The following is a 25,202-nucleotide window of genomic DNA, read 5'->3' on the forward strand; positions in this document are numbered from 1 at the left end:
ACTCTACCGGCAGGCACCGACAGTTTTTGCCGCGCCGCCGCGTCACTGCCGCGTCACCCGCCGCGCCGCCGCCGGGTCAAAGCCACGAAAAGCCCCCGGCGAACCCGCCGGGGGCCTTCTCGCCGGTCTCAGTACCCGAGCGCCGTCCGGATCTCCGGCTCGACGTCCGCGGTCGCCACGAACAGCAGTTCGTCCCCCGGCTCCAGCGGGTCCTCCGGCTGCGGCACGATCACCCGGTCACCCCGCAGGATCGTGACCAGCGCCGCGTCGCGCGGCAGGGACAGTTCGCTCACCGGCTTCCCGGCCAGCGGGGTCTCCGCCGGCAGCGTCAGCTCGACCAGGTTCGCGTTGCTCTGGCGGAACGTCATCAGCCGCACCAGGTCGCCGACGCTCACCGCCTCCTCGACCATCGCCGCCAGCATCCGCGGGGTCGAGACCGCGACGTCGACGCCCCAGGCGTCGGTGAACAGCCACTCGTTGGCCGGGTTGTTCACCCTGGCCACCACGCGCCGCACCGCGAACTCCGTCTTGGCCAGCAGGGACACCACCAGGTTGGCCTTGTCGTCGCCGGTCGCGGCGATGACGACGTCGCACTGCTCGATCCCGGACTCCTCCAGGATCGACACCTCGCAGGCGTCGCCGAGCACCCAGTCGGCCTGCTCGACGGTGTGCGGCTCGAACTGGTCGGCCTCCCGCTCGATGAGCATCACCTGGTGGCGGCCGTCGATCAGCTCGGCGGCGATGGAACGGCCGACGGCACCCGCGCCGGCAATCGCGACCCGCATCAGTCTTCGTCCTCCGGTTCGCGCTGCGCCACGCTCGTGACGTCACTGACCGTGCCCGAGCGCGCGGCGACCCACACGACGTCGTCGGCCTGCACCATCGTCTTGTTGTCCGGCAGCACCGCCGTGCCGAAGCGCATGATGAACGCCACCCGCGCGCCGGTCGCCTCCTGCAGGGACCGCACCGTGTGCCCGACCCAGCCCTCGTGCAGCGGCAGCTGCAGCAGCGCGACGTTGCCCGACGGGTCCCGCCACGCCGACGCGACGCCGTCCGGCAGGAGACTCCGCAGGAACCGGTCGGTGGTCCACGGCACGGTCGCGACCGTCGGGATGCCCAGCCGCTCGTACACGGCCGCGCGCTTGTGGTCGTAGATTCGCGCGACGACGTGCTCGATGCCGAAATTCTCGCGCGCGACCCGCGCCGAAATGATGTTGGAATTGTCTCCGCTGGACACTGCCGCGAACGCACCGGCCCGCTCGATGCCCGCCTCGATCAGCACCCGGCGGTCGAAGCCGACGCCGACGACCTGCTGGCCGTGGAAGTCGCTGCCGAGCCGCCGGAACGCCTGCTGGCTCTTGTCGATGACGGCCACCTCGTGGCCGAGCCGCTCCAGCGCAGCGGCCAGAGACGCGCCGACCCGGCCGCATCCCATGATCACCACGTGCACGCCCTGCCTCCTCCTCGGCGGTTGCCCGTCCGTACCTACCCCCGACACACCAGCGCCGAACCTACCGTGCCCGCCTCGGGTTGGCTCCACCGTCCTCCCGCCACCGCCCCCAACGGAGAAGCTTCGCTCCGCAGTACTCTCCGGAGGTGTCGAAGTTCCCGACCGTGCTGAAACGCCTGGTCCTCGGACGTCCGTTCCGCAGTGACCGGCTGTCCCACACGCTGCTGCCCAAGCGCATCGCGCTGCCGATCTTCGCCTCCGACGCGCTTTCGAGCGTGGCGTACGCGCCCGAAGAAATTTTCTTGACGCTCAGCGTGGCGGGCCTGTCGGCGTACGCGCTCGCGCCGTGGATCGGCGTCATGGTCGCCCTGGTCATGCTCGTCGTCGTCGCCTCCTACCGGCAGAACGTGCGCGCCTACCCGAGCGGCGGCGGCGACTACGAGGTCGCCAACACCAACCTGGGCGGCCGGTTCGGGCTCACCGTGGCGAGCGCGCTGCTCGTGGACTACGTGCTCACCGTCGCAGTGTCCACATCGTCCGGTGTGGCCAACATCGGCTCGGCGGTCCCGTGGGTGGCGCAGCACAAGGTGCTCGCCTCCGTCGTCATCGTCGTCGTGCTGACCTCGCTGAACCTGCGCGGGCTCCGCGAGTCCGGCAAGGCCTTCGCGATCCCGACGTACGGATTCATCGTCGGCATCCTCATCATGGTCGTGTGGGGCCTGGTCCAGGCCGCCACCGGCACCGAGATGAAGGCCGAGAGCGCCGGGTTCACGCTGAACGCGGAAGGGACCTTCGCGGGCGTGGCGTACGCGTTCCTGGTGCTGCGGGCGTTCTCCTCCGGCGCGGCGGCGCTGACCGGTGTCGAGGCGATCAGCAACGGCGTCCCGGCGTTCCGGAAGCCCAAGTCGAAGAACGCGGCGACCACGCTGTTGCTGATGGGCGTGCTCGCCGTCACCATGCTGGTCGGCATCATCACCCTGGCCACCATCACCGACGTCAAGTTCGCCGAGGACCCGGCGCGGCAGCTCGCCGGGGCGCCCGCGGGCTACGAGCAGAAGACGATCGTCGCGCAGATCGCGCACGCGGTGTTCGCCGACTTCCCGCCCGCGTTCTACTACATCTCCTTCTCCACCGGCATCATCCTGCTGCTGGCCGCGAACACCGCGTTCAACGGCTTCCCGGTGCTCGGCTCGATCCTGGCGCAGGACCGCTACCTGCCGCGGCAGCTGCACACCCGCGGTGACCGGCTGGCGTTCTCGAACGGGATCCTGTTCCTCGCGGCGTTCGCGCTGGTGCTGATCATCGCCTTCGACGCCGAGGTGACCCGGCTCATCCAGCTCTACATCGTGGGCGTGTTCGTGTCGTTCACGGTCAGCCAGGCCGGCATGATCCGGCACTGGAACCGCTTGCTGGCCAAGGAAACCGATCCGGGCGTGCGGCGGCGGATGCGGCGCTCGCAGACGGTGAACGCGATCGGCCTCACCATGACCGCGACCGTGCTGGTCATCGTGCTGATCACGAAGTTCCTGCTCGGCGCGTGGATCGCGATCGCCGCCATGGTGGCGATCTACGTGCTGATGACGGCGATCCGGCGGCACTACGACCGGGTGGCCGAAGAGCTGAAGGACCTCGGCGACACCCCGACCGTGCTGCCCTCGCGCAACCATGCCATCGTCCTGGTGTCCAAATTGCACCGTCCGACGCTGCGGGCGCTGGCCTACGCCAAGGCGATGCGCCCGGACGTCCTCGAGGCCGTGACGGTCAATGTGGACGATGCCGACACCCGCCGGCTGACCGCCGAGTGGGACGCCCACAATTTCAAGGTGCCGCTGAAGGTCGTGGAATCGCCCTACCGGGAAATCACGAAGCCCGTTCTCGATTACGTTAAGCGCGTGCGCGGTGACAATCCGCGCAACGTGGTCACCGTGTTCATCCCGGAATACGTGGTCGGGCACTGGTGGGAGCAGGTATTGCACAACCAGAGCGCGTTGCGGCTCAAGGGCCGGCTGCTGTTCCAGTCCGGCGTGATCGTGGCGAGCGTGCCGTGGCAGCTGGAGTCGTCGGCCAAGGCGGCCGCGCGGGTCCGGAACGAGCGCCCCGCCGCGGGCGACGTCCGCCGCGGGTTCTCGCCCAACGGCAAGCCGGCCGCGACGCCGAAACCCAAGGAGCCTGCCGAATGACCAGCTGGCTGGGCCGCGTCCTCGAGGTCGAGGTCGGCGCGGTGGCGCACGGCGGCCACTGCGTCGCGCGTGCGGAAGGACGGGTCGTGTTCGTCCGGCACGCGCTGCCGGGCGAACAGGTCCGCGTCGAAGTCACCGAGGACAACGGCGGCTCGTTCTGCCGCGGCGACGCCGTCGAGGTGCTCGTCCCGTCGCCGCACCGGGTCCCGCCGCCGTGCCCGCTGGCCGTGCCGGGCGGCTGCGGCGGCTGCGACTGGCAGCACGCGGCGCCGGACCACCAGCGCGAGCTGAAGGCCACGGTGGTGGCCGAGCAGCTGCGGCGGCTGGCCGGGATCGAGCGGGACGTCGTCGTGGAGGCCCTCGACGGCGGGCCGCTGGACTGGCGCAGCCGGGTCCGGCTGGTCGCCGGGCACGACGGGCGAGCCGGGCTGCGCGCCCACCACAGCCACCGGGTGGTGGCACTGGACGACTGCCCGATCGCCGTTCCGGGCGAGCTCGACGACGTCCTCGCGCGGCGCTGGCGGCCGGGCAGCGAGCTGGAGGTCACCCAGGACGGCAACGGCGGGGTGCACGTCCGGGAGCTCTCGACCGTGCGCGGGAAGGTGCGGGCGCGGCAGCTGACCGGCGGGGTCGCCGTCCAGCACGCGGCGGGCCGCGACTGGCGTCTCGACGCGCACGGTTTCTGGCAGGTCCACCCGGCGGCGGCGTCGACGCTCGCCGCGGTCGTGGGGGAGTGGGCCGAGGCGCCGGCGGGCGGGTCGGCCTGGGACCTCTACGCCGGGGTCGGGCTGTTCGCGTCGGTGCTGGCCGCCCAGGTCGGTGCCTCGGGCCGGGTGCTGGCGATCGAGTCGGGCCGGCGCGCGGTCGCGGACGGCGAGCGCAACCTCGCGGACCTGCCGCAGGTCTCGTGGCGCGCCGGGCGGGTGGAGCACGAGCTGGCGTCGGCGGCCAAGCCGGTCGACGTGGTGGTGCTGGACCCGCCCCGCAAGGGTGCGGGCAAGGCGGTCGTGGAGTCGATCGTGGCGGGTGCCCCGGACCGGATCGTGTACGTGGCCTGCGACCCGGCGGCGCTGGCGCGCGATGTGGCGACCTTCGCCGCGCACGGGTATTCGCTGACGGACCTGCGGGCGTTCGACGCGTTCCCGATGACCCACCACGTGGAGTGCGTCGCGCTGCTTTCCTGAATTGTCGGTGGTGGTCGGCACACTGTGCCCATGACTGCGACTTCGCCGAGCGCGCCGCGGGCGGTCACGCTCTGGTGTGGCGAGGCCGGACGCCCCACCGCGAGGCAGCGGGCGACTTCGCCGAGCGCGCAGCGGCGGCCACACCCCGGTGCGGTGGGGCCGCCGCCCCACCGCGAGGCGGCCTCAGCCGGTCCGGCGCACGGTGTTCAGCCCGAAAACCAGCGCTGCGGCGCCGGCCGGAGGTTCTGGTAGATGTGCTTGACCTCGGTGTACTCGGCCAGCCCCGTCGGGCCCAGCTCGCGGCCGAAGCCGGACTGCTTGTAGCCGCCCCACTCGGCCTGGGGCAGGTACGGGTGGAAGTCGTTGATCCACACCGTCCCGTGGCGCAGCCGTCCCGCCACCCGCTGCGCCCGCGAAGCGTCGTTCGTGAACACCGCGCCGGCCAGGCCGTAGTGCGTGTCGTTGGCGATGCGGACCGCGTCGTCCTCGTCGGTGAACGTCTCGACCGTCAGCACCGGGCCGAACGACTCGTCGACGACCGCCGACGAACCCTGTTTCACCCGATCGAGGATGGTCGGCAGGTAGTAGCAGCCGTCGGCGAGGGCCGGATCGTCCGGACGGCGGCCGCCCGTGCGCAGCACCGCGCCCTCGGCCAGCGCGGCCGCCACGTACGCCTCGACCTTCGCCCGGTGCGCCGCCGAGATCAGCGGGCCGGTTTCCGCGTGCGAGTCGAACGGGCCGCCCAGGCGGATCCGCTCGGCCCGGCGCACCAGCTCGTCGACGAACTCGTCGTGCCACTCCCGCTGCACGATCAGCCGCGCGCCCGCCGAGCACACCTGGCCGGAGTGCAGGAACACCGCCGTCAGCGCGTAGTCGACCGCGGTCTCGAAGTCGGCGTCGGCGAACACCACGTTCGGGTTCTTCCCGCCCAGCTCCAGCGCCACCTTCTTGACCGTGGCGGCCGCCGCGGCGGCGATCACCTTGCCGGTCGCCAGCCCGCCGGTGAACGACACGAGGTCGACGTCCGGGTGCGAAGCCAGCGGCGCGCCGGCCTCGGCGCCCGCGCCGAGCACCAGGTTGCCCACGCCCGGCGGCAGGCCGGCCTCGGTGAGCAGCTTCATGAACAGGATCGCGGTGTGCGGCGTCAGCTCGCTGGGCTTGAGCACGAACGTGTTGCCCGCGGCCAGCGCCGGCGCGATCTTCCACACGGTCTGCAGCAGCGGGTAGTTCCACGGCGTGATCAGCCCGCAGACGCCGACCGGCTCGTGCACGATCCGGCTGAACGAGTCCGGGCTGCCGGTGTCGACGACGCGCCCGGCGTCCTGCGCCGCGAGCTTGCCGAAGTAACGCAGGCAGGCCGCGATGTCGGCCATGTCGTACCGGCTCTCGACCAGGCGCTTGCCGGTGTCGAGCGACTCCGCGCGGGCGAACGCCTCCGCGTCGCGGTCCAGCAGCTCCGCCGCCCGCAGCAGCAGGTCGCCGCGCAGGTGGGCGGGCGTGCCGGGCCACGGGCCGGTGTCGAACGCCCGGCGCGCCGCCGCGATGGCGGCCTCGGTGTCCTTCGCGGTGCCCTCGGCGACCGTCGCGACCAGGGACCCGTCGGCCGGGCAGCGGATCTCCCGCCGTCCGCCGTCCACCGCGTCCACCCATTCGCCGCCGATGAAGAAATCCGCCATGTGATCCATTCTCGCGGCCACGCCGCGTGACCGCCACAGCGACGCGGGGAGACGAGGTTCACCCCGCGTGCTGACGTGCGGTCGCGCTCCGGTTGTGACGCCGGACGCGGCCTGCGGCCCCGCACTGGCGGGTCTCCGTAGACTGGCCGGAACCGAGCGAGTGAGGTGGAGACGAGTGACGATGCTGGAGTCCGTGGGCGGACCGGCGGACCTGAAGCGCATGAGTGTCGAGGACCTCGGCGAACTGGCCGCCGAGATCCGGGACTTCCTCGTCGACAAGGTTCGCCGGGCGGGCGGCCACCTGGGGCCGAACCTCGGTGTCGTCGAGCTGACCCTGGCGCTGCACCGCGTGTTCGACTCGCCGCGCGACGCGATCGTGTGGGACGTCGGTCACCAGGCGTACGTGCACAAGCTCGTCACCGGCCGCGCGGCCGGCTTCGACCTGCTGCGCCAGACCGGCGGGGTCACCGGTTACCCGTCGCGTGCGGAGAGTGAGCACGACTGGGTGGAGAGCAGCCACGCATCGTCCGGTCTGTCCTATGTGGACGGTCTGGCGAAGGCGTTCGAGCTGGCGGGCGGCGGGCGGCACGCGATCGCCGTCGTCGGCGACGGCGCGCTCACCGGCGGCATGTGCTGGGAGGCGCTCAACAACATCGCCGCGCACCGGGACCGCCCGGTCGTCATCGTGATCAACGACAACGGCCGCTCGTACTCGCCGACCATCGGCGGCCTGGCCGACCACCTCGCGGCGCTGCGCCTGCAGCCCGGCTACGAGCGGCTCCTCGACGGCGGCCGCGAGATCCTCAAGCACACCCCGGTCGTCGGCAAGCCGATCTACGCCGCGCTGCACGCCGCGAAGGCCGGCCTGAAGGACGCGCTGAGCCCGCAGGCGATGTTCTCCGACCTCGGCCTGAAGTACCTCGGCCCGGTCGACGGCCACGACCAGGCGGCGCTGGAGAAGGCCTTCCAGAGCGCGAAGGCGTTCGGCGGCGCGGTGATCGTGCACGTGGTCACCGAGAAGGGGCACGGCTACGCGCCCGCGGTGAACAACGAGCACGACCAGATGCACCAGACCGACCCGATCGACCCGGAGACCGGCCTGCCGCCGGTGAAGGGCCCGAGCTGGACCGGGGTGTTCGGCGACGAGCTGGCGAAGATCGGCGCCGACCGCGAAGACGTCGTCGCGATCACCGCGGCGATGCTGCGCTCGACCGGGCTGGACAAGTTCGCCGAGGCGTTCCCGGACCGCTGGTACGACGTCGGCATCGCCGAGCAGCACGCGGTCACCTCGGCCGCCGGGCTCGCGATGGGCGGGCTGCACCCGGTGGTGGCGATCTACTCGACGTTCCTGAACCGCGCGTTCGACCAGGTGCTGATGGACGTGGCGCTGCACCGCCTGCCGGTGACGCTGGTGCTCGACCGGGCCGGCATCACCGGGCCGGACGGGCCGAGCCACCACGGCATGTGGGACCTGTCGCTGCTCGGCATGGTGCCGGGCATGCGGGTGGCGGCTCCGCGCGACCCGGCGACGCTGCGCGAGGAGCTGCGCGAGGCGGTCGCGGTGTCCGACGGGCCGACGGCGCTGCGGTTCTCGAAGGGCAAGGTCGGCACGGACGTGACGGCGGTGGAGCGGATCGGCACGGTCGACGTGCTGCGCCGCCCGGCCGAGGGCGCGGACGTGCTGCTGGTGACGGTCGGCGCGTTCGCGACCCTGGGGCTCGCGGCCGCGGCCCGGCTGGCCGACCAGGGCATCGGCGTGACGGTGGTGGACCCGCGCTGGGTGCTGCCGGTGCCGGCGGAGCTGGTGGCGCTGGCCACGCAGCACAAGCTGGTGGTGACGGTCGAGGACAGCGGCCGCCACGGCGGCTTCGGCTCGGCCTTGGCCGCCATGTTCCGCGACGCGGAGTGCGACGTGCCCCTGCGGGACCTGGCGGTGCCGCAGTCGTTCCACGACCACGGCAGCCGCGACGAAGTCCTGGGGCGAATCGGGCTCACCGCGCAGGACGTGGCCCGCCGGGTGACCGAGTGGGCCTCCGGCCGGCTGGGTTCCGAGGAGCCGGCGAAGAAGAACGCCGACCGCAGCTGAGCAGCGGTCCTTTCGCCACCAGCCCCTGGCTCGCGCTCCTGCTCCCGGCCGTCGCCTGGGGCTGGTGGTCTCGCGTCGAGCTCGGCGGCGGGGTCTGCTCGACCTTGGCGCCGGGGCTCAGCTGAACCTCGTCATCACGTGCTTGACGCGGGTGTACTCGGCGAAGGCGTACGCCGAGAGGTCCTTGCCGTGGCCGGAGTGGCCGAACCCGCCGTGCGGCATCTCGGCGACCAGCGGGCCGTGCGTGTTGATCCACACGCACCCGAAGTCCAGGTCGGCCGACACCCGCGCGGCGACGGCGAGGTCGCGGGTCCAGACCGACGACGCCAGCCCGTACGGCACCCCGTTGGCCAGCGCCACTCCCGATGCTTCGTCCGAAAAGGACTGGACGGTGAGCACCGGCCCGAAGATCTCCTCCTGGACGATCTCGTCGTCCTGGCGCACGCCCGAAATCACCGTGGGCGAGAAGAAGAAACCCCGTGAACCGAACCGGGTGCCGCCGGTCTCGATGCGGGCTTGCGGGGGCAACCGCGAGATGAGGCCTTCGACGCGCGAGAGCTGCGTCGCGCTGTTCAACGGCCCGTAGTCGACGCCCGGCGTCTGCGCCGCGGCGGCCTTCGCCAGCGCAGCGACGAAGGTGTCGTGGATCGAGGCGTGCACCAGTACCCGGCTGCCTGCCGTGCAGTCCTGGCCGGCGTTGTAGCACGCCGCACCCACGATGCCCTCGGCCGCCGAAGCGACGTCGACGTCGGGAAAGACCAGCAGCGGTGCGTTGCCGCCCAGCTCCAGGTGCGTGCGCTTGAGGTCGGCGGCCGCGACCGTGGCGACGTCGATGCCCGCGCGCGTCGAGCCGGTGATCGAGACCAGGGCGGTCACCGGGTGCCGCACCAGCGCGCGACCGGTGTCGCGGTCGCCGGTCAGCACGGTGAACGCGCCCTCGGGCAGGAACTCCGCGGCGACGCGAGCCAGCAGCACGGCGGTCGACGGCGTGGTCTCGGCCGGCTTGAGCACCACCGTGTTGCCCGCCGCCAGCGCCGGCGCGATCTTCCAGACCGCCATCATCAGCGGGTAGTTCCACGGCGCGATCTGCGCGCAGACACCGACGGGCTCGCGGCGGATCACCGACGTGTGACCGGGCGTGTACTCCCCGGCCGCGGTGCCCTCCAGGTGCCGCGCGGCCCCGGCGAAGAACCGCAGCGCGCTCACGCACTCCGGGATCTCCTCCTCCAGGACGACCGACCGGATCTTGCCGGTCTCCCGCACCTCGAGGTCGGCGAACTCGGCGGCCCGCGCCTCCAGGGCGTCGGCGATCTTCAGCAGTGCCAGCTGCCGCTGGGCCGGCGTGCTGCGCCGCCAGGCCGCAAACGCTTGCGCGGCCGCCGTCATCACGGCGTCCACTTCGGACTGGGTGGCCACCGTGCTGGTGCCGGACACCTCGCCGGTCGCCGGGTCGGTCAGGTCGAAGGTGCGGGTCATGCCTTCTCCAGGTGGGTCGGCGCGAACAGCTTCAGCAACGCGGGGAGGACGACGACGGACGGCCCTGGCGTGCGCAGCGCGGCCGCCAGGTCCGCGCCCACCGTGTCCAAAGAAGACAAAGTCGCGGGCACGCCGAAAGCGGCGGCCAAGGCCACGAAGTCGGGCCTGGCCAGCTCTGTCGCCGTGGTGTGGCCGAAGGCGCCGGTGAGGTACTCGCGCAGGACGCCGTAGCCGCCGTCGTCGACGATCAGCCACGTGACGTCGAGGCCGTGCTGCACCGCGGTGGCCAGCTCGGCGACGCCGTACATCGCGCCGCCGTCCCCGGACACGGCGAGCGTGGGGCCACCGGCGACGGCGCCGCCGAGCGCGCCCGGCAGCCCGTAACCCAGCCCGCCCGCGCCCTGCGCGGTGTGGATCGGCGCGCCGTCGGGGTTCCACGCCGACCAGGCCCAGTACGCGGCGATCGTCATGTCCCAGAACGTCTGCGTGCCGTCGGGCAGCGCGGCCCGGATGTCGTCGATCAGCTTCCGCTCGGCGCCCAGGTCCTGTCCGGCCAACCGCGACTCGACCCGCGCGAGCAGCCCCGCGACCGCCTTTTCGGCCCGGCCGTCGGACGCCCGCATCGGCACCCATTCCAGGAGCGCCTGCAGGGTGAGCCGGACGTCGGCGTGGATGCCCAGCGCCGGGTGGTTCGACTCCAGCTTGCCGAGGTCGGCTTCGACCTGGACCACCCGGCCGCGCGGGGCGAACTCGCGGTAGTTGCTGGACAGCTCGCCGAGCCCGGAGCCGAGCACCAGCAGCACGTCGGCGGCGGCGAGGAATTCCGTGGTGTGCCAGTCTTCCAGCCACGACCGCCCGGACAGCTCGTGGTCCTGCGGGAACACGCCCTTGCCGCCGAAGGTCGAGATCACCGGTGCGCGGAGGGCTTCGGCCAGGGCGAGCAACTCGGCGTGCGCGCCCGACCGCAGCGCCCCGCCGCCGGCCAGGATGACCGGGTCGCCCGCCGCCGCCAGCAGCTCGGCCGCCGCGGCGACCAGTTCCGGAAGGGGCGCCAACGCCGGGGGAGCGGCCGTCACCGACGTGATCGGCGGGATCCCGGCCGGGCCGAGCAGCACGTCCTGGGGGATCTCGACCCACACCGGCCCGTAGGGCGCGGTCGCGGCCGACGTCCACGCCTCCCGCAGCGCCGAAGGGAGCTGGCTCGCGCGCCGCACGACGTGCACCGACTTCACGACGTCGCGGAAGCTCGCCTGCTGGTCGGGCAGTTCGTGCAGGTAGCCGTGCCGTCCGCCGCCCAGCCCGGCGACCGGGACCTGGCTGGAGATGCCGAGCAGCGGCACCGAAGCCGCGCGGGATTCCTGCAGCGAAGCCAGTGTCAGCAACGCACCCGGGCCCGTCGACACGATCAGCGGCGTCACCGGCACCGGCCCGTCCGGGTTCGCCGCGAGCCGGGCGCGGGCGTGCCCGTCGGCGGCGAAGGCGAGGTTGTTCTCGACGCGCCCGCTGATCACGCGCAGGTCGCCGGCCCGTCGCAGCGCCTCGAACAGGCCCAGCGCGTGCTGGCCCGGCAGGCCGAACACCGTGTCGGCCCCCAGGGCCCGCAGGGTTTCGACGACGACGTCCCCGCCGATGCGGCTCATGCGTTCTTCCCGAGGGTCAGCAGGCTCACCAGGTCGTAGGCGACGTGGGAGGCCGCGATGGCGGTGATCTCGGCGTGGTCGTACGCCGGAGCCAGCTCGACGACGTCCGCGCCGACCAGGTTGAGGTCGCGCAGCCCGCGCAGGATCTCCAGGAGCTCACGGCTGGTCAGCCCGCCGGCCTCGGGCGTGCCGGTGCCGGGCGCGTGGGCCGGGTCGAGCACGTCGATGTCGACCGAGACGTACAGCGGCCGGTCGCCGATGCGCTGCCGCAGCGCGTCCACGGTCTCGGCGACGCCGCGGCGCATGACGTCGCCCGAGGTGACGATGCCGAAGCCGAGCCGCCGGTCTTCTTCGAGGTCCCGCTTGCCGTACAGCGGCCCGCGCGTGCCGACGTGCGACAGCGCGCTCGTGTCGAGGATCCCTTCTTCGGACGCCCGCCGGAACGGGGTGCCGTGGGTGTACGGCTCGCCGAAGTAGGTGTCCCAGGTGTCGAGGTGCGCGTCGAAGTGCAGCAGGGCAACGGGCCCGTGCTTCTTGGCCGCGGCGCGCAGCAGCGGCAGCGCGATGGTGTGGTCGCCGCCGACGGTCACCAGCCGCATCCCGTTCGCCTGCAGCGCTTCGGCCTCCTGCTGCAGCGTCTCGATCGCCTCGCCGATGTTGAACGGGTTGACGGCGATGTCGCCCGCGTCGACCACCTGCTTCTCGGCGAACGGCGAGACGTCCAGCTCCGGGTGGTACGGCCGCAGCAGCCGGCTCGCCTCGCGGACGGCGGCCGGGCCGAACCGCGCGCCGGGCCGGTAGGACACCCCGGAGTCGAAGGGCACCCCGACGACGGCGACGTCGGCGCGTTCGACCTGGTCGATCCGCGGCAGCCGGGCGAAGGTCGCGAAGCCGGCGAACCGGGGGACGCGCGACGAGTCGAGGGGCCCGATGTTAGGCACTGCATGCTCCTGTTCTCGAAAACCGTCACTTTCCCTATGAAAGTGTTCTGGAGGTCGTAACTCCGGATCACTTTCACGTGAAAGTGCCCGCCGGGGTGGGTGTGTCGGCGCCGTTGAGGCGGCGGGTCCAGATGGCGAGGATTGCGGCGTCCGTGCGGGGTGTTGCGAGGCTGACGGCGAGGTACACCACCAGGCTTGCGCCGAGGCCCCAGTAGATCGGGGTGTTGGCTTCGACGCCGTCGATGATCATGAAGGCGATGACCGAGAGCGTGCCGGCCACCATCGAGGCGTACGCGCCCTGCCGGGTGCCGCGCTTCCAGAACAACGCGCCGACGATCGCCACCAGCAGGCCGCCGACCAGGATGTCGTAGGCGATGGTGAGGGCGTTGACGACGTCGTCGACGATCATCGCGATGCCGATGGCGAGCAGGCCCAGCACGAGGGTGGCGATCCGGTTGCGGCTGACTTCACCGCCCTTCTTCAGGCCCAGCTTGGTCAGCAGGTCCGACGTCGTCGTGGTGGAGCAGGCGATCAGCGCGCCGCTCGCCGTCGACATCATCGCCGACAGCGCGGCGGCCAGCACCAGGCCGCGGACGCCGGTCGGCAGGAGCCGCTCGACGATCGTCGCGAAGGCGTCCTGCGCGCTGGCGAGGTCCGGGTAGAGCGTGTGCGCGGCGGTGCCGATCAGGGCGCCGGCCAGGCCGTAGACCAGGCAGTAGACGCCGGAGGTGAGGCCGCCGGACGTCGCGATCGCGGGCGTGCGGGCGGTGAACACGCGCTGCCAGATGTCCTGGCCGATCAGCAGGCCGAAGGTGTAGATCACGAAGTAGGTGATGATCGTGTCCGTGCCGATCGAGGTGAAGCTGAAGAAGCTCGAGTCGAGCTTTTCGCTCATGCCGGAGAAGCCGCCGGCGGACGTGATGGCCACCGGCAGCAGGATGGCCAGGATGCCGATCGTCTTGATGACGAACTGGGCGATGTCGGTGAGCGTGATCGACCACATGCCGCCGAGCACCGAGTAGAGCACGACGATCGATCCGCCGATCGCGATCCCGGCCCAGTTCGGCAGGTCGAACAGCACCTTGAAGATGGTCGCGAAGGCCAGCGTCGAGGTCACCGTGAGCATCAGCGTGTAGCCCCACATGACGACGCCGGACACCGCGCTGGTGCGGCCGCCGTAGCGCAGGTCGAGCATCTCGCCGACGGTGTAGACCCGCAGCCGCACCAGCCGCCGCGCGAACAGCGCGTGCAGCACCAGGATGCCGACGCCGATGCTGACCACCAGCCACATGCCGGAGATGCCGTAGGTGTAGCCGAGCTTCACGCCGCCGACCGTGGACGCGCCGCCGAGGACGACGGCCGACATCGTGCCGGAGTACATGAACCAGCCCAGCCGCCGCCCGGCGACGAGGTAGTCGGACTTCGTCTTCGCGAGCCGGAGGCCGTACCAGCCGACCCCGAGCATGCCCGCGATGTACAGCGCGATCACCGCGTAGTCGCCGGTCACGGTGTCCTCCTTGCTTTGGGAGTGTCGGTTTCGAGCCACCGTAGGTTCGCCCGCCACCTCCTCGGCATGGGATGATTCATCCCCATGTCGACGCCGGTGGGGATGAAATGACTCCGAGCACGGATTCGCTGTCCACCGAGGTGAATGTCCCGTTACGGGACGTGGTCGGCAACCCGGAGCTCGCACTCGACGTCGTGCCCGAAACCCTGCGGCCGGGCGCGCTGGACGCCCCGGTGCGCTGGGCGCACGTGAGCGAGCTGCAGGACCCCGCGCCCTACCTGCTGGGCGGCGAGCTGATCCTGACCGCGGGGGTCAACCTGCCGGAGCGGATCGACCGGTACGTGCGCGGGCTGCGCGACGCCGGCGTGACGGCGCTGGGGTTCGGGCTCACCCCGACGGTGCACGAGACCCTGCCGGAGCCGCTGCGCCGGGCCTGCGCGCGGCGCGGGCTGCCGCTGCTGGTGGTGCCGTCGCGCACGCCGTTCCTCGCGGTCAACCGGGCGGTCTCGGTGGCGTTGACCGAGGCCGGCCAGCGGGAACAGCGGCGGATCGCGGCGGCGCGCGAGACGCTGACGCGCGCGGCGGGTGGCGGGCTCGGCGAGCTGACGTCCTCGCTGGCGTCGGTGCTGCGGTCCTGGGTCGCCCTGGTCGGCGCCGGGGACGTGCTGGCCTCGGCGCACGACGCGCCCACGCCGCTGCCGCTCCAGGTCCGGGAGCTGGTGACGACCGTGCGGGCGGGCAGCGGGATCCGGAGTGCGACCACCGAGCTCGACGGCGGGTTCGTCGTCGTCCAGCCGGTGTACCCGCAGGCCACGGCGTCGCACCTGGTGGTCGTCGGCAGGCCCCGGCGGCTCGACGGCGCCGAGCGGGCGATCCTCGCCGTCGGCGCGGCCCTGCTCGGCCTGGTCGGCCGCGCGGGCTCGGACGCGGCCGAGCTGGGCGCGGCGGCCACCGGCCTGCTGCTCGGCCGGGTGTCCCCGGGCGACGCGGCCCGGTCGTTGCTGGGGTCGGCGGTGGTCCGCTTGGTCGCCGGGGCGGCCCACCGGCGTGGTCCGGACGAGGTGGCCCGGCGCCCGGACTGGCTGCGGGCCCGGCTGGACACGCCCCTGGTCGAGGTCGGCGCCGGGATGCGGTTCACGGCCGTCGCCGGGGCCGTCTCGCTTCCGGTGCTGGAGGACCTGCGCGAGCACGGCTGGCTGGCGGCCGCCGGCGCGCCGGTGCCCGCCGAGCAGCTGGCCGGTTCTTCGGCCGAGGTCGAACTGCTGCTGGCGCGGGCCCGCGCCCTGGGCCGTCCGGTCGTGGCGGGCAGCGGGCCGCCGGACCTCGACGCGCTGCTGGACCCGGGCGCTTCCCGTGGGTTCGCCGAGAAGACGCTGGAACCGCTGGTGGCCCTCGACGAGGCCGGCGACCGTTCGCTCGTGCTGACGCTGCGGACGTGGCTGGCCCACCACGGCGGCTGGGAACCGACGGCGGCCGAGCTGGGTGTCCACCGCAACAGCGTCCGGCACCGGATCGCCCAGGTGGAGCGGGCGTTGCAGGTGGATTTGGCGGACCCGGAGATCCGGATGCGGCTGTGGTTCGCCCTGCGCTGGGCCACCCCCGGGGCTTAAAGGGCCCTCTCAGGAAAATATGGGATTGTGTGCTGGTGCGAGTTTTGGTAGTCGAGGACGAAGAACCCCTGGCCGACGCGATCGCCCGTGGCCTGCGCCGCGAGGGGATGGCGGTGGACGTCGCGCTCACCGGGGACGACGGGCACGAGAAGGCCGCCGTCACCCGGTACGACGTGGTGCTGCTGGACCGGGACCTGCCCGGGATGTCCGGGGACGAGCTGTGCCGGGAGATCGTCGCGTCCGGGGAGCTGACCCGGGTGCTGATGCTCACCGCGAGCAGCTCGGTGTCCGACCGCGTGGACGGGCTGTCGCTGGGTGCCGACGACTACCTCGCCAAGCCGTTCGCCTTCCCCGAGCTGGTCGCGCGGGTGCGGGCGCTGGGCCGCCGGGCCACGCCGGCCGCGCCGCCGCTGCTCACCGCCGGGGACGTCGAGCTCGACCCGGCCAAGCGGACCGTCCGGCGGTCGAGCGGGCCGGTCGAGCTGACGCGCAAGGAGTTCGGCGTCCTCGAAGTGCTGCTGCAGGCCGCCGGGTCCGTCGTCAGCAGCGAGGAACTCCTCGAACGCGTCTGGGACGAGAACGCCGACCCGTTCACCACGACCGTCCGGGTCACCGTGATGACGCTGCGCAAGAAGCTCGGCGAGCCGGGGATCATCGAGACCGTCGTCGGCTCGGGGTACCGGGTGCCGGAGCCCGGCGCTTCGCGCGCGTGAACCTGCCGGGCACCCGCACCCTCCGCGCCCGGATCACCCTGCTGGCGACCGTGCTGGTCGCCGCCGTCAGCCTGCTGCTGCTCTGGCTGGCCTGGACGCTGGTGCGGGACTCGCTCGACGCCGTCCCGCAGATGCCGCCGGGCAGCCAGGTGGTCGTCGACGGCGTCGAGGTCGACGCCTCGACGCTCGCCGAGCACCTGCGCGTGCACGCCCGCGACCGGATGCTGCTGTTCGGCTCGATCGCGTTCCTGCTGGTGGTGGCGGCCGCGGCGATCCTCGCCTGGACGTTCACCTCGCGCGTGCTGCTGCCGCTGCGCGAGATCACCGGGACCGCGCGGCGGCTGTCGGTCGAGTCGCTGGGGGAGCGGATCGGCGAGCTGCGCTCCCGCGACGAGCTGGCCGAGCTGGCGAGCACGTTCGACGACATGCTCGACCGGCTCCAGGCCGCGTTCGACGCGCAACGCCACTTCGTCGCCAACGCGAGCCACGAGCTGCGGACGCCGTTGTCGGTGATCCGCACGGAACTCGACGTCACCCTCGCCGACGACGACGCCGACGAAGCCGAGCTGCGGCGGATGGGCGGCGTGGTCCGGGACGCGACCGAGCGCGCCGGGCAGCTGGTCAACTCCCTGCTGCTGCTGGCCCGCACCGACGGCGCCGGGCTCGGCGTGCACGAGCCGGTGGACCTCGCCGTGGTCGTCGACCGGGCGTGGCGCGCGGTCGACCGCGAAGCCGGGCAGCGCGGCATCCGGGCGTCGTTCACGACGCCGCCGGCGTCCGCGTTCGGCGACCCGGCGCTGCTGGAGCGGATCGCCGGGAACCTGCTGGAGAACGCGGTCCGCCACAACGTCGACGGCGGCTGGCTGGAGGTCGTCACCCAGCCGGGGCCGCGGTGGTCGATGCTGCGCGTCCGCTCCTCGGGCGGCCTGGTCGACCCGGCGGCGGTGCCGGAGCTGTTCGAGCCGTTCCGCCGGGCGGGCGTGGCCCGCACGGCCCGCCACGGCGCGGGCTTGGGGTTGTCGATCGTCCGCGCCGCGGTGGCGGCGCACGGCGGAACGGTCTCGGCCGAACCCATCGTCGGCGGCGGCCTCGGCGTGACGGTCCACCTCCCGGCCCACTGACCCGTGATCGAAGGGTCGTCTCGCGTGATTGAGAGGTCATCTCGCGTGATTGGCGGGTCGACACGCCGGAGCCGGCGCGGTTCGCCGTGTCGTCCCTCCAATCACGCGTGTCGACCCGCCCATCACTTGTGCCGACCCGCTGATCACACGTCCACGAAAATCGGGTTCGCGTACAGCCACAGGTCCTCGAACGGGTTGGCCTGGCCGACGACGTCCGGCGTCGGCTCGCCGTCGCCGTTCGTCCCGCGCACCCGCAGGTAGAACGGCGAACGCACGTTCCGGAAGGTGTGCCGGAACACGACCTGCCGTCCCGGCGCCCAGTGCGGCTCGAACGACTCGGCGACCCGCGTGCCCGGTGCGGTCGCCGCGTCGCGGTCGGCCGCCGGTCCGGTGACCGGGCCCGCGACGACGTCCAGGCGCGCCAGCCGCGGCACCGAGCCGCCGCCGTTCGGCCGCGACGCCAGCCGCGCCCGCACCACGACCGTGACGTCCGACCCGCGCCGCACCCGCAGGCGCCCGCCCAGCGTCGCCGCGGAACCGCCGCCGTACGCGCCGACCTCGAGCTCCTGGACGAGGCCACCGTGCGTCAGCCAGATCCGCCCGGCCCGCAGGCCGTCCAGCACGCCTTCGAGGCTGCGCCGCGTGACGCCGACGTACGTGCGGCTGAACTCGCCCGGGTAGAAGTCGGCGTACGGGGCGGCCAGCTGGGCGACGCCGGAGTCGAGCGGGTCGGGGAACTTGCCGTGCGTGTCGTACCAGTCGCCCGGGACGTCCGGGCGGACCAGCGTGTCGCCGCGGTTGTAGTGCGAGTCGGAGTTCGTGGTGATCCACCACGGCTTTCCCTCGGCGAGCAGCGAGTCCCACAGCCCGCCGACCTTCGCCGTCGCCCAGTCCCAGCCGCCGTGCGTCCGGTACGCCTCGGGCGGGTAGCCCGGCCACGAATCCGGCCCGGGGTTGTTGACGTAGCCGCCGCGCGCGCCGCCGTTGCCGAGCGGCTTGGGGAAGCCGTCCGCCTGCGCGCCGGGCGCGCCCTCCATGCCGATGACGATGCCCGGCGCCGCGTCGCGGTAGGCCCGCAGTTCGTGCGGGGCGACGCGGCCGTTGCGCAGCGGGTGGTTGATCAGCACGACCGGGGCGTGGATCCGCCGGGCCTGCTCCTCCGCGGCCAGCCAGCGCAACGCCCGCAGCGCGAGGGCCTCGTTCGCCGGGCTCGACGCCTCCGAGTTCGTCAGCCGCCAGTCGAAGGCCCGCTCGAACTCGCGCAGCTTCGCCGCCTGGTCCGCCCCGGCCTGGAAGAAGACGGTCGCGTGCTCGGCGCCCGGGACGTTCCACTCCATGCCGTGCCACAGCAGCAGGTCCGGGAACTTCCGCCGGGCGGCGAGGAAGTCGGCTTCGGTGGGCTCGACCGACACCTTCTCGTGCTCGGCGTGGCCGTGGTCGGTGAAGACGATCCAGTCCGCGCCGTGCGCCCGCCCGCCGGCGGCGATCTGGTCGATCCGGTACATCGCGTCGTAGGAGTACTGGCTGTGCGTGTGGTGGTCGCCCACCAGCCACTGGTAGCGGCCGCACAGCCGGCTCAGATCCGAATCAGGGAAAGCGGGGGCCGGGAGGGGCACGCTCGCGGCGGCGGCCGCGAGGCCGGCCCCCTTGAGGAACCGGCGTCGGTCGGTGGTCACGGCGGGACGCTAAGCCGCCGGGGTGAACGGGCCGTGTCCCGGCGGCCAACGTGTGCTGTGATCTTCGGTGTGGCGGAGAAACCCCTGGGCCGGGTGCTGGTGCCGGTGATCGCGGCGGCACTGGCCGCCGGGGCCGGGCTCGCGTTCTTCATCGCGGCGCTCGTCCGGCCCCCCGAGCTGCCGGTGGACACGAACCCCGCCCCACTGGCCGGGCACACGCTGTGCGCGGCGGTCGTGGTGACCTTTTCCTCCGAGGAGGACATGCGGGCCGCGCTGCAGTCCTTCCGCGACGACCCGAAGGCGCGGCGGGTGTTCGTGGACCCGCCGTCGGTGTCCCTGCTCGCCGTCCCGGGCACCGACCTGAAGGCGTGGGCGCGGGAGCTGCACGCCCGGTTCGCCGCCGCCGAGCGGGTGACGGTGCTCGACTCCGACACGACGGCGGCGCAGCTGAAACTCACCGCGCCGCCGCCGAAGTGCCCTCGTGAGGGCGAGTACTAGCGCGCCGGAACCGAAGCCACGCCCGGGGCGAGGAACGGCTTGCCGTTCACGCGCTCGGAGACGCCGGAGCGGTCCAGGTACGGCGTGATGCCGCCGTTCCAGAACGGCCAGCCCGCGCCGAGGATCAGGCACAGGTCGATGTCCTGCGCCTCGGCGACCACGCCCTCGTCGAGCATGATCCGGATCTCCTCGGCGATGGCCGACAGGGCCCGGTCGCGCACCTCCTCCGAGGTGGACGGCTTGTCACCCTGCGTCCAGAGCTCGACGACCTCGGGGTCGGCCGAGGCGTTGCCCTGTGCGTCCCAGATCCAGACGCCCTTCTTGCCCGCCTTGACGAACTTCGCGAGGTTCTCGGAGACGGTGAACCGGTCCGGGAAGGACTCGTGCAGGGTCTCGCCGACGTGCAGCGCGATGGCCGGGCCGACGAGCTGCATCAGCGTCAGCGGCGTCATCGGCAGGCCCAGCGGCTCCAGGGCCTTGTCGGCGACGTCGAACGGCGTGCCCTCGTCGACGGTGACCAGCACCTCGCCGAGGAAGCGCAGCAGCAGCCGGTTGACGACGAACGCCGACGCGTCCTTCACCAGCACGCTGGACTTCTTCAGCTGCTTGCCGACCGAGAACGCCGTCGCCAGTGCCGCGTCGTCGGTCTGCTCGCCGCGGACGATCTCCAGCAGCGGCAGCACGGCCACCGGGTTGAAGAAGTGGAAGCCGACGACCCGCTCGGGGTGCTGCAGCTTCGACGCCATCGCGGTGATCGACAGCGACGAGGTGTTCGTCGCCAGGATCGCCTCGGGCTTGACGTGCTGCTCCAGCTCGGCGAACACCTGCTGCTTGACGCCCAGCTCCTCGAAGACGGCCTCGATGACGAAGTCGGCGTCGGAGAACGCGGCCTTGTCGAGCGAGCCGGAGACCAGAGCCTTGAGCCGGTTGGCGCCGTCCGGGGAGACGCGCTTCTTGGCCAGGAGCTTGTCGATCTCGGCGTGGACGTAGCCGACGCCCTTGTCGACGCGTTCCTGGTCGACGTCGGTGAGCACGACCGGCACCTTCAGGCGGCGGACGAACAGCAGCGCGAGCTGGCTGGCCATCAGGCCGGCGCCGACGATGCCGACCTTGTTCACCTTGCGGGCCAGCGACTTGTCCGGCGCGCCCGCCGGGCGCTTGGCGCGCTTGTTGACCAGGTTGAACGAGTACAGCCCGGCGCGCAGGACGTCGGACATCAGCAGCTCGGCGAGGCCGTCGGTCTCGGCCGCGTAGCCGCGGTCAAGACCGACACTGTCGTTTTCGCGCGCCAGCTCCAGCAGCTCGACGGCCTTCGTCGCGCCCGGCGAGGCGCCGTGCGTCCGGCCGTCCACAATGGACTTCGCGCGGGCGATGGCGGTGTCCCACCCGGCGCCGCGGTCGATCTCGCGGCGGGCCGGGGTGACCTCGCCGTTGACGACCTTGGCCAGCCACAGCAGCGACTGCTCGAGGTAGTCGGCCGAGCCGAAGACCTCGTCGACGATGCCGAGCTCGGCCGCCTGCTTGACGCTGAGCATCTTGTTCTGGGCCAGCGCGTTCTCGATGATCACCGTGACGGCGGCGTCCGGCCCGATCAGGTTCGGCAGCAGCTGCGTGCCGCCCCAGCCCGGGAACAGGCCGAGGAAGACCTCGGGGAACGCGATGGCGGCGGTGTTCTCCGACAGCGTCCGGTAGTGGCAGGACAGCGCCAGCTCCAGGCCGCCGCCCATGACCGCGCCGTTGACGAACCCGAACGTCGGGATCGAAGACTCGGTGAGGCGGCGGAACACGTCGTGCCCGGTCTGGGCGATCTCGCGCGCCAGCTTCGGGTCGCTCACGGATTCGACACCCGAGAGGTCCGCGCCGACGGCGAAGATGAACGGCTTGCCGGTGACGGCGATCGCGGCCGGCCCGGCGGCGAACGCCTCGTCGAGGGCGGTGTTCAAGGACACCAGGCCCTGCGGGCCGAAGGTGTTCGGCCGGGTGTGGTCGTGGCCGTTGTCGAGCGTGATCAGCGCGACGGGCTTGGCGAGCCCGGGCACCTTCACGAGGCGGGTCCTGGCCACCGTGACGACCTCGTCGGGGAACGCGGCCTTCGCCTCTTCAGCGGTGAAAGTCATTTACTTCGTCCCCTCGAACGCCGGGTTCTCCCAGATCACGGTGCCGCCCATGCCGATGCCGATGCACATCGTGGTCATGCCGTACCGCACGTCGGGCCGCTCGGCGAACTGGCGGGCCAGCTGCGTCATGAGGCGGACACCGGACGAGGCCAGCGGGTGGCCGCAGGCGATCGCGCCACCCCACTGGTTCACGCGCGGGTCTTCGTCGTCGATGCCGAAGTGGTCGAGGAAGGCCAGCACCTGCACGGCGAAGGCTTCGTTGATCTCGAACAGGCCGATGTCGTCGATCGACAGGCCGGTGCGCTTGAACAGCTTCTCGGTGGCCGGCACCGGGCCGATGCCCATGACCTCCGGTTCGACGCCGGCGAAGGAGTAGCCGACCAGCCGCATCGCGACCGGCAGGCCCAGCTCGCGGGCGGTCTCCTCGTCGGCCAGGATCGACGCGGTCGCGCCGTCGTTGAGGCCGGCCGCGTTGCCCGCGGTGACCCGGCCGAACGGGCGGAACGGGGTCTTGAGGCCGGCGAGCTGCTCGACCGTGGTGCCCGGCCGCGGCGGCTCGTCCTCGGTGGCGAGACCCCAGCCGAGTTCCTTGGACCGGGTGGCGACGGGCACCAGCTCCGGGCCGATCTTGCCGGTCTTGACGGCTTCGGCGTAGCGCTCCTGGCTGCGCGCGGCGTAGGCGTCGGTGCGCTGCTTGGTGATCGCGGGGAACCGGTCGTGCAGGTTCTCGGCGGTCTGGCCCATGACGAGCGCGGTCGGGTCGACGAGCTTGTCGGCGATGATCCGCGGGTTCGGGTCGACGCCCTCGCCCATCGGGTGGCGGCCCATGTGCTCGACGCCGCCGGCGATGGCGATGTCGTAGGCGCCGAAGCCGATGCCGGACGCGGCGGTCGTGACGGCGGTCATGGCGCCGGCGCACATGCGGTCGATGGCGAAGCCGGGCACCGACTTCGGCAGCCCGGCCAGCAGCGCGGCGGTGCGGCCGATGGTCAGGCCCTGGTCGCCGGTCTGGGTGGTGGCGGCGATGGCCACCTCGTCGACGCGCTCGGGCGGCAGCTCCGGGTGCCGCCGCAGCAGCTCGCGGATGGCGTTGACGACCAGGTCGTCGGCGCGGGTCCCGGCGTACATGCCCTTGTCGCCGGCTTTGCCGAAGGGAGTGCGGACCCCCTCGACGAAGGCGACGTTGCGCACGCCTCGCGCGGTCGGCGCGAGCGGCGTTGCTGGTGCGGCCACGAATGCTCCATCAAGTAGACGTTCGTTCGTTCGGGGGTCCGGGTGGCGGAGCCCCCGGCCCGGGGCGGAGCCCCGGTTGTCATAGCCGCACGATAGCCCTTGTTACCCATCGGTAACCAGTGGTGTGGCCCGGTCGAGTGGGCTACCGCACACTCTTGGGCTCCATCGTCCGTCCCTTCACGAGCCACGCGACGCCGAACGCCTCCACGGCGACGGCCTCCAGCCACAGCGCCGGGTGCAGCTCCGGCACGAGCCGGAGGTAGCTCGTCAGCGCGATGAGCACCAGGCAGGCGAGGATCACGCCGCCGCAGACGCGGTAGACGACGCTCGTGCCCGGCGGCTGCTCGCCGTCGTGGGGGAACAGCCGCAGGCAGAAGTAGGCGAGGGAGAGGAAGAACACGGCCGCGAAGGCCAGGTGCAGGACCCCGGACGTCCGGTCCCAGGCCGACACGTCGTGATCGGGGGTGGTGGGGAAGAGCGCGAGGCCGATCGCGCCCAGCCCGGCGACGGTGCTCGCGATGTTGTCGACGTAGTCGTGGCCGTAGTAGGCGAGCAGGAACACCCCGGCCGCGCACATCGCGCCGACCAGGACGTCGCGCAGGTCGGTGTAGTAGTAGCCGCTCAGCGAGCCGATCAGGTCGCCGCCCTGGACGAGCTGCTTGCCGAGGATCAGGACCACCGGCAGGGCCAGGCCGATGAGCCCGATGGCGCGCCGGAGGAACAGGTACGAGTGGACGAGGGTCCGCTGCGGGGATGTGGTTGCCGTGGTCATGGCCGCCTCCGGGGTTCACTGAGGAGAATCGGCCGGGAGGTGCCCACGGATGAGGCTTGTTACCGGGGAGTTGTCCAAGTTCTCAGCTGATCGTTACGCAGCTCGGCGAAGGCACCCGACGCGGGGTCGTGCGCGATCGGCGCGAAGCCTTCGAGCAGCCCGATCCGGGCGCCTTCGGCCGGGTCCCAGACCTCGAGCCCGGCTTCGGCGGCGACGTACAGCAGGCCGCCGTGGGCCCACATCCGCCCGGCCGGCCCGGCGAACATCCCGGTGCGGCGCCCGGTCTCGGCGTCGTAGAGCTCGACGCCGTCGAGCATCCTCCGCCAGGAGGTGCCCATGCGCTGGATGGCGACCGTGGTGTCGTCCAACCAAGCGATCGGCTGGTCCCACTCGTTCTCGCGGCCGGGGGTGAGGCCGCGCGCCTGCTCGGCCGCGTGCCGGTCCCCGCCCAGCCAGGTGGCGAGGTCGACGGCCTGTGGGGCGCCGATGGGGTGCCAGACCCAACCGTCGGTGACGAGCCACCGCTCCGACGGGCTCGGGTGGAGCGCGCCCTGGAAGTAGTCGAGGTAGTGCTCGGGTTCCGGCTCCCCGTGCGGCGGTGCCGCGGTTACCCGGTCGGTCAGCTGCTCTCCGCCGGGCAGGGCGAACACGTCGAGCCGGTTCCAGTCCGTGCCCGCGACCACCTTCGCCGTCTCCCCTTCGCCGAGGAAGGCCAGCGGGAACCGGGTGAGCTCGTTGTCGTTCCAGTCCCGGTCGAGGTCGAGCACGGTGACCCACTCGTCGAGATCGACGACCGTGGCGAACTGGCCGTATTCGTAGACCACCGCCGCAAACCGCCCGTCCCGCGAAGTGTGCAGGCCGCGGCGGGGGCGGTCCGGGAAGGTGCGGATGTCCTCGTGGGTCTCTTCGGGCAGCTCGACCGGCCCGACGAGCCACTGGTCGTCGTCGGTGATCCGCACGAAGCCCTCCGCGGTGAGCGCGAGCCAGTGACCGGGCATCGGCGCCAGGCAGCCGTCGTTCAGCGGCCGCACCGGGCAGGGGCGTGCGGACCAGGTGCCGCCGAGTTCCCGGTCCCGCAAGAGGACTTCGGGCTCGCCGTGCCAGCCCGAGGGAAAGCTCTTCTGGTCGGCCCGGTCCGCACAGCTCTCGCAGACTTCGGTCAGTTCGGCCGGGGTGCACTCGGCGCAGACCAGGTCATAGTGCGTGCCCACGCCGGTCAGGTAGCGAGTGGACGGGGGAGGTTCTTCGACAACCAGGTGCGGGCAAAGGCGCAAGGTGCCGATGCGGCCCGGATGGCCGCAAGGCAAGGTGTTCACCACTTC

General features: G+C 72.3%; 19 protein-coding genes. 7 read left to right on the top strand and 12 right to left on the bottom strand.

Translation table 11 applies throughout. The annotated features are described in order from the left end of the window. Positions 1-128 precede the first annotated feature (128 nt). Positions 129-785 (bottom strand): potassium channel family protein, encoded by a 657-nt coding sequence (locus tag ACLJQE_RS15740; RefSeq protein ID WP_364716723.1) that lies wholly within the window; start codon positions 783-785, stop codon positions 129-131. After that, on the bottom strand, positions 785-1,450 hold the full coding sequence (locus ACLJQE_RS15745; RefSeq protein WP_410639955.1) for a potassium channel family protein: 666 nt from the start codon (positions 1,448-1,450) through the stop codon (positions 785-787). Before ACLJQE_RS15745 ends, ACLJQE_RS15740 begins: the two co-directional genes overlap by 1 nt. A gap of 146 nt (positions 1,451-1,596) precedes the next feature. Between ACLJQE_RS15745 and ACLJQE_RS15750 the strand changes: the two genes are divergently transcribed. Beyond that, positions 1,597-3,630 (top strand): APC family permease, encoded by a 2,034-nt coding sequence (locus ACLJQE_RS15750; RefSeq protein WP_410639956.1) that lies wholly within the window; start codon positions 1,597-1,599, stop codon positions 3,628-3,630. Next, entirely contained in the window at positions 3,627-4,814 is a 1,188-nt protein-coding gene (locus ACLJQE_RS15755) for a class I SAM-dependent RNA methyltransferase (RefSeq protein WP_410639958.1), read from the top strand. The genes ACLJQE_RS15750 and ACLJQE_RS15755 overlap by 4 nt, the downstream gene beginning before the upstream one ends. Before the next feature lie 206 nt (positions 4,815-5,020). Here the strand turns inward: ACLJQE_RS15755 and ACLJQE_RS15760 are convergent, their stop codons facing one another. Continuing rightward, positions 5,021-6,490, bottom strand: coding sequence for an aldehyde dehydrogenase family protein (locus ACLJQE_RS15760; RefSeq protein ID WP_410639959.1), 1,470 nt, complete (start codon positions 6,488-6,490; stop codon positions 5,021-5,023). 175 nt (positions 6,491-6,665) lie between these two features. Between ACLJQE_RS15760 and dxs the strand changes: the two genes are divergently transcribed. After that, positions 6,666-8,576, top strand: a complete 1,911-nt coding sequence (gene dxs / locus ACLJQE_RS15765) for a 1-deoxy-D-xylulose-5-phosphate synthase (RefSeq protein WP_410639960.1) — start codon at positions 6,666-6,668, stop codon at positions 8,574-8,576. Positions 8,577-8,693: 117 nt separating this feature from the next. Here the strand turns inward: dxs and ACLJQE_RS15770 are convergent, their stop codons facing one another. From ACLJQE_RS15770 to ACLJQE_RS15785, 4 genes are all read right to left on the bottom strand, one after another. Further along, entirely contained in the window at positions 8,694-10,052 is a 1,359-nt protein-coding gene (locus tag ACLJQE_RS15770; protein ID WP_410639961.1) for an aminobutyraldehyde dehydrogenase, read from the bottom strand. Continuing rightward, a complete protein-coding gene (locus ACLJQE_RS15775) occupies positions 10,049-11,692 on the bottom strand; it encodes a thiamine pyrophosphate-binding protein (RefSeq protein ID WP_410639962.1) in 1,644 nt (547 codons plus the stop codon). The genes ACLJQE_RS15770 and ACLJQE_RS15775 overlap by 4 nt, the downstream gene beginning before the upstream one ends. Then, positions 11,689-12,633: an agmatinase gene (gene speB, locus ACLJQE_RS15780; protein ID WP_410639963.1), complete on the bottom strand. Its 945-nt coding sequence runs from the start codon at positions 12,631-12,633 to the stop codon at positions 11,689-11,691. Before speB ends, ACLJQE_RS15775 begins: the two co-directional genes overlap by 4 nt. 73 nt (positions 12,634-12,706) lie before the next feature. Then, on the bottom strand, positions 12,707-14,140 hold the full coding sequence (locus ACLJQE_RS15785) for a sodium:solute symporter (RefSeq protein ID WP_410639964.1): 1,434 nt from the start codon (positions 14,138-14,140) through the stop codon (positions 12,707-12,709). Positions 14,141-14,247: 107 nt separating this feature from the next. Here ACLJQE_RS15785 and ACLJQE_RS15790 point away from each other — a divergent pair, with 107 nt between their 5' ends. From ACLJQE_RS15790 to ACLJQE_RS15800, 3 genes are read left to right on the top strand one after another with little or no spacing between them, the layout of a single operon-like run. Next, complete coding sequence (locus ACLJQE_RS15790; RefSeq protein WP_410639965.1) at positions 14,248-15,750, top strand: PucR family transcriptional regulator; 1,503 nt, start codon at positions 14,248-14,250, stop codon at positions 15,748-15,750. A gap of 35 nt (positions 15,751-15,785) precedes the next feature. Beyond that, positions 15,786-16,463, top strand: a complete 678-nt coding sequence (locus ACLJQE_RS15795) for a response regulator transcription factor (protein ID WP_410639966.1) — start codon at positions 15,786-15,788, stop codon at positions 16,461-16,463. Beyond that, positions 16,460-17,584, top strand: a complete 1,125-nt coding sequence (locus tag ACLJQE_RS15800) for a sensor histidine kinase (protein WP_410639967.1) — start codon at positions 16,460-16,462, stop codon at positions 17,582-17,584. Before ACLJQE_RS15795 ends, ACLJQE_RS15800 begins: the two co-directional genes overlap by 4 nt. Before the next feature lie 143 nt (positions 17,585-17,727). Here ACLJQE_RS15800 and ACLJQE_RS15805 read toward each other — a convergent pair whose 3' ends face one another. Next, positions 17,728-19,260, bottom strand: a complete 1,533-nt coding sequence (locus ACLJQE_RS15805; protein WP_410639968.1) for a twin-arginine translocation signal domain-containing protein — start codon at positions 19,258-19,260, stop codon at positions 17,728-17,730. Between the two features lie 69 nt (positions 19,261-19,329). On the opposite strand from ACLJQE_RS15805, the gene ACLJQE_RS15810 reads away from it, so the two are divergent. Next, positions 19,330-19,758 (top strand): hypothetical protein, encoded by a 429-nt coding sequence (locus ACLJQE_RS15810; protein ID WP_410639969.1) that lies wholly within the window; start codon positions 19,330-19,332, stop codon positions 19,756-19,758. Here the strand turns inward: ACLJQE_RS15810 and ACLJQE_RS15815 are convergent. The 4 genes from ACLJQE_RS15815 to ACLJQE_RS15830 all read right to left on the bottom strand — a co-directional run bounded on the left by ACLJQE_RS15815 (position 19,755) and on the right by ACLJQE_RS15830 (position 25,091). Continuing rightward, positions 19,755-21,875, bottom strand: coding sequence for a 3-hydroxyacyl-CoA dehydrogenase NAD-binding domain-containing protein (locus tag ACLJQE_RS15815; protein WP_410639970.1), 2,121 nt, complete (start codon positions 21,873-21,875; stop codon positions 19,755-19,757). The two genes, ACLJQE_RS15810 and ACLJQE_RS15815, sit on opposite strands and share 4 nt — an antisense overlap. Next, the gene (locus ACLJQE_RS15820) at positions 21,876-23,066 is read right to left on the bottom strand and encodes a thiolase family protein (protein ID WP_410640308.1); all 1,191 of its coding nucleotides are present in this window, start codon (positions 23,064-23,066) and stop codon (positions 21,876-21,878) included. A gap of 184 nt (positions 23,067-23,250) precedes the next feature. After that, positions 23,251-23,880 (bottom strand): DUF998 domain-containing protein, encoded by a 630-nt coding sequence (locus ACLJQE_RS15825; protein ID WP_410639971.1) that lies wholly within the window; start codon positions 23,878-23,880, stop codon positions 23,251-23,253. Between the two features lie 59 nt (positions 23,881-23,939). Further along, the gene (locus ACLJQE_RS15830) at positions 23,940-25,091 is read right to left on the bottom strand and encodes a hypothetical protein (protein ID WP_410639972.1); all 1,152 of its coding nucleotides are present in this window, start codon (positions 25,089-25,091) and stop codon (positions 23,940-23,942) included. Positions 25,092-25,202: the final 111 nt, after the last annotated feature.

Origin of the sequence: Amycolatopsis sp. lyj-346 (assembly GCF_046548975.1) — a bacterium.
Taxonomy (GTDB): domain Bacteria; phylum Actinomycetota; class Actinomycetes; order Mycobacteriales; family Pseudonocardiaceae; genus Amycolatopsis.

Bases quoted from the DNA above. Each gene is read 5' to 3' on its own strand.
- ACLJQE_RS15740 (WP_364716723.1), bottom strand. From the start codon at position 785: ATGCGGGTCGCGATTGCCGGCGCGGGTGCCGTCGGCCGTTCCATCGCC.
- ACLJQE_RS15825 (WP_410639971.1), bottom strand. From the start codon at position 23,880: ATGACCACGGCAACCACATCCCCGCAGCGGACCCTCGTCCACTCGTAC.
- ACLJQE_RS15775 (WP_410639962.1), bottom strand. From the start codon at position 11,692: ATGAGCCGCATCGGCGGGGACGTCGTCGTCGAAACCCTGCGGGCCCTG.
- ACLJQE_RS15760 (WP_410639959.1), bottom strand. From the start codon at position 6,490: ATGGCGGATTTCTTCATCGGCGGCGAATGGGTGGACGCGGTGGACGGC.
- ACLJQE_RS15815 (WP_410639970.1), bottom strand. From the start codon at position 21,875: ATGACTTTCACCGCTGAAGAGGCGAAGGCCGCGTTCCCCGACGAGGTC.
- ACLJQE_RS15755 (WP_410639958.1), top strand. From the start codon at position 3,627: ATGACCAGCTGGCTGGGCCGCGTCCTCGAGGTCGAGGTCGGCGCGGTG.
- ACLJQE_RS15790 (WP_410639965.1), top strand. From the start codon at position 14,248: ATGACTCCGAGCACGGATTCGCTGTCCACCGAGGTGAATGTCCCGTTA.
- ACLJQE_RS15770 (WP_410639961.1), bottom strand. From the start codon at position 10,052: ATGACCCGCACCTTCGACCTGACCGACCCGGCGACCGGCGAGGTGTCC.